General features: G+C 58.5%; 3 protein-coding genes and 1 tRNA gene. 3 read left to right on the top strand and 1 reads right to left on the bottom strand.

Features of this window, described 5'->3' with window-relative positions:
• Positions 1-62 precede the first annotated feature (62 nt).
• From ACGVJ8_RS08720 to ACGVJ8_RS08730, 3 genes are all read left to right on the top strand, one after another.
• The gene (locus ACGVJ8_RS08720; protein WP_392347292.1) at positions 63-1,031 is read left to right on the top strand and encodes an asparaginase; all 969 of its coding nucleotides are present in this window, start codon (positions 63-65) and stop codon (positions 1,029-1,031) included.
• Positions 1,032-1,076: 45 nt separating this feature from the next.
• A tRNA-Met gene (locus ACGVJ8_RS08725) sits at positions 1,077-1,150 on the top strand.
• A gap of 61 nt (positions 1,151-1,211) precedes the next feature.
• On the top strand, positions 1,212-2,855 hold the full coding sequence (locus ACGVJ8_RS08730) for a GMC oxidoreductase (protein WP_392347294.1): 1,644 nt from the start codon (positions 1,212-1,214) through the stop codon (positions 2,853-2,855).
• On the opposite strand, the gene ACGVJ8_RS08735 is transcribed toward ACGVJ8_RS08730, so the two are convergent.
• Positions 2,836-3,102 (bottom strand): DUF2811 domain-containing protein, encoded by a 267-nt coding sequence (locus ACGVJ8_RS08735; RefSeq protein WP_392347296.1) that lies wholly within the window; start codon positions 3,100-3,102, stop codon positions 2,836-2,838. The two genes, ACGVJ8_RS08730 and ACGVJ8_RS08735, sit on opposite strands and share 20 nt — an antisense overlap.
• Positions 3,103-3,539: the final 437 nt, after the last annotated feature.

Raw genomic sequence — 3,539 nt, forward strand, 5'->3', positions numbered from 1 at the left:
GCGGGTTTGATGCTGGCCGGTGCCAGTCTCTGTCAGGCTCTCTGAATCAATCGGGGTGTCCGATGACTTTGCCCTCGGGCTTCAACCCTGCAGCCCGTTCTGGGTCAGCCCCCCTGGAGGTCTGCTTGCGGCGCGGATCGATCACGGAGTCGGTGCATCGTGTTCATGCAGTGGTCTGTGACGGCCGAGGACGGGTGTTGATGTCGGCAGGAAACGCCGGCTTAGAAAATTTCATTCGTTCGGCTCTGAAGCCCTTTCAGGCCCTGCCGTTTCTCAGCAGTGGAACCGCCGACCAGCTGGATGTTGATGAACGGGGCATCGCCATCAGCTGCGCATCCCATTCGGGCACCAATGCCCACGCCCGGGAAGCCTTCAAATTGCTCTGGAAAGCGGAGTTGGACAGCTCCTCACTTCAATGTCCTGTCCCGAACGGGGCTGACAGTCCGCTTCAGCACAATTGTTCCGGTAAGCATGCTGCCTTCCTGGCCACCAGTCGAAAGATGGGCTGGCCGATCGAGACCTATCTACAGAAGGACCATCCGCTGCAGGTTGAAGTGAACCGCAGGGTCGCTGTACTGATCGGTCTACCTGCTGAGGAATTGGTTGCAGAACGGGATGACTGTGGCGCTCCCACCCTGGTATTGCAGTTGGCTCAGATGGCCTTGCTCTATGCCCACCTCGGGGCCTCACAGCATGCTGAACTCGAGCAGATCAGTCGGGCCATGCTGAGTCATCCTGACCTGGTGGCCGGCGAGGGTCGCTTCGACACCGAGCTGATGAGGCGCAGCCACGGTCAGGTCTTGAGCAAAGGTGGTGCAGAGGGCATTCAATGCCTCAGCCGCGTTGGTGAAGGTCTTGGAGTAGCCATCAAGGTGGAAGATGGCTCCCGTCGTGCCAAGCAAGCGGTTGCTTTACATCTGTTGCGTCAATTGGAGTGGCTCACACCGATGGGGCTCGATGAGCTCGATGAGCAGGTGCTGGTCGTGAACCCAAGCGTCAAGCTCAGCGTGTCCGGTGCCTTGCAGTCGTGACTTTGCTGTCACCTGCGACACCGACATGTATGATTTTCGAGTTGTCGCGGGGTAGAGCAGTCTGGTAGCTCGTCGGGCTCATAACCCGAAGGTCGGGAGTTCAAATCTCCCCCCCGCCACTAACTCTGATTGAATGAACGATCTCCCTCACGGGAGATTTTTTTTGCCTGTCGTACCTCCATGAGCAGTCGCTCAATGAACTGCGATGGCCCCTGGGACGTCATTGTTGTTGGCTCGGGAGCGAGTGGCGGCGTGGCCGCCATGACCCTGGCTGAAGCAGGAGCGCGGGTGCTCGTGGTGGAGGCAGGACCTGACCTCAACAGCACGCAAGCCTTCGGGGCTGAACCAGGAAATATGCTGCGGCGAATCGTGGGCCTAACCAGCGGCAGCCATCGCCAGCAGTCCCAGCATCCCGGCTACTGGAAAGCCAACCCTCGTTTGTATGCCGACGAGCGTCTGTATCCCTACGAGCACCCAGCGGATCAGCCGTTTCTGTGGACGCGAGGCTTGCAGGTTGGTGGCCGCAGCCTCACCTGGGGTGGCATCACTCTGCGTCTCTCGGATGAGGATCTGGTCGGTGTGGATGTGGAGGGTGAGCAGGTCAGTTGGCCTTTGCGCAGCGGTGAGCTGACTCCTCACTACGCCGAACTGGAGCGCTGGCTTGGCGTTCAAGGTGGGCGCGATGGTTTGAATCATCTGCCGGATGGCGAAACGCAACCGGCTCTGGCGGCGACGCCGGCGGAACAGCGTTTTGCTGAAGCTGTGAGGCAACGGTTGGGGTATCCCGTGATTCCCTCAAGGGGTTTTGGTCCGGCTCCGTGGGGAGAGGATCCCGCCTGGCCCCGCTCCAGCAGTCGCGGCAGCAGCCTTCCTCGCGCCATGGCCACAGGACGCACCCAGTTGCTCTCTGCGCATTTTGTGGAGCATCTGTTGATGGATGCCTGCGGAGACAAAGCCACTGGTGTGGTTGCCGTTGACGAATCCAACGGCAACCGCAAAGAGTTGAAGGCGGATCTCGTGGTCTTGGCTGCTTCCACTATTCAGACCGTTTCCATCCTGTTGCGTTCCCGTCGTGGGGAACAGAGCAACGGTTTGGACGATCCTTCAGGACGACTTGGCACACGTTTAATGGACCATGTGTCCACATCGCAGTTCTTTGCCTTCCCAGAGCGTGTTCAGAGGGATCAGCCCACGCTCACGGGGGCTGGAAGTTTTTTGGTTCCGTTTGGCCGACACCTGGCATCGGCTGATTTTCAGGGTGGCTATTGCCTCTGGGGCGGCATTGGACGATTTGATCCGCCACGGTGGTTGCGGCGTTGCCCTTCAAGCATCACTGGGTTCCTCATTGGTCATGGCGAAGTTCTTCCCAGGGCTGACAACAGGGTGACCCTGAGTGAGCGCATGGATCGCTGGGACGTGCGTGTCCCCTCGATTGCATGCCGTTGGAGCGGCAATGAATTGGCACTGGTGAGGCACATGCGCGCCTCGATCCAGGCCTGCATTGCTGCCGCTGGAGGCGAAGCCAAATCGATCAAAGACCTCTTTCACCTCCCCTTGGTTGAGCCTTTCTTGGAAGGTGCTGTTGCGCTGTCTGATGGTGCAGCCCCCCCGGGCTATTACATCCATGAGGTGGGAGGGGCTGCGATGGGGGGAAGTGAGAGTAGCAGCGTTGTTGATCCCTCCAACCGTCTTTGGCGGGCTCCCAACGTTCTTGTGGTGGATGGCGCCTGCTGGCCGACGTCGGCCTGGCAGAGCCCAACGCTGACGATGATGGCCTTGAGCCGTCGGGCCTGCCTACTGGCCCTCAGTGGTCGGGGCGGATGAACAGATCATCGAGATAGCGCTCGGTCACTGCGCGGTCGTCACAGCCGTTCTGAAACAGAAAGTGGGCCAGAGCAGAACTCATCACGCGGTATTGGTCCCAGGAGGGGTTCTCCCCGATGAAATCCTTTATGCCTCGATAGAGCACCTCGGAGATTTCTGTTTCCAGGCTCACGTAACTGGCTTTTGAAGCAATCCTGCGCTCCGTGGTCCCCATGTCATGGCATCGCTCGAGGTGATTTCGATCCATTCCGTCCAGCTTGTCCCTGTCCCACGCACATCAAGAAAGCCACATCACCGGCGTTTGCGTCAAAGCCGTCGTCATTTGTTGAATTTCAGGTGAGACGAGATGAGACAGTCGTCTGTAACTGGGTTTGAGGGCACGGAAAATGACGAAGTGCGGTTGCTCTAGGCCGAATAGACGGTCTGTCAACCCTGTGGCACGATTCCCTCGGAAATTCACAGGTTGACCGCCACAGCCGGCGGGCCAACTTCAGCCTGTGGAAAATGGCCTTGTTTTTTGTGGAAAAAGAGGGCGAACCCTGGCGAAGCAATTTCGATAAGAAAACCTGATCTTTGCTTCGTCGCTGCTGTCGCTTTCGAGAACCCTGTCATTGGCGACAAGCCAACAGCAGGTTCTCTTTGGATCCATGGAATCAATCTTTAGGCATGCCGTTGTTGCGCTTC

Source organism: Parasynechococcus sp., from assembly GCF_042954245.1.
Classification (GTDB): Bacteria; Cyanobacteriota; Cyanobacteriia; order PCC-6307; family Cyanobiaceae; genus Parasynechococcus.

Coding starts and splice junctions, on each gene's coding strand:
- ACGVJ8_RS08735 (WP_392347296.1), bottom strand. CDS start 3,102: ATGGATCGAAATCACCTCGAGCGATGCCATGACATGGGGACCACGGAG.
- ACGVJ8_RS08720 (WP_392347292.1), top strand. CDS start 63: ATGACTTTGCCCTCGGGCTTCAACCCTGCAGCCCGTTCTGGGTCAGCC.
- ACGVJ8_RS08730 (WP_392347294.1), top strand. CDS start 1,212: ATGAGCAGTCGCTCAATGAACTGCGATGGCCCCTGGGACGTCATTGTT.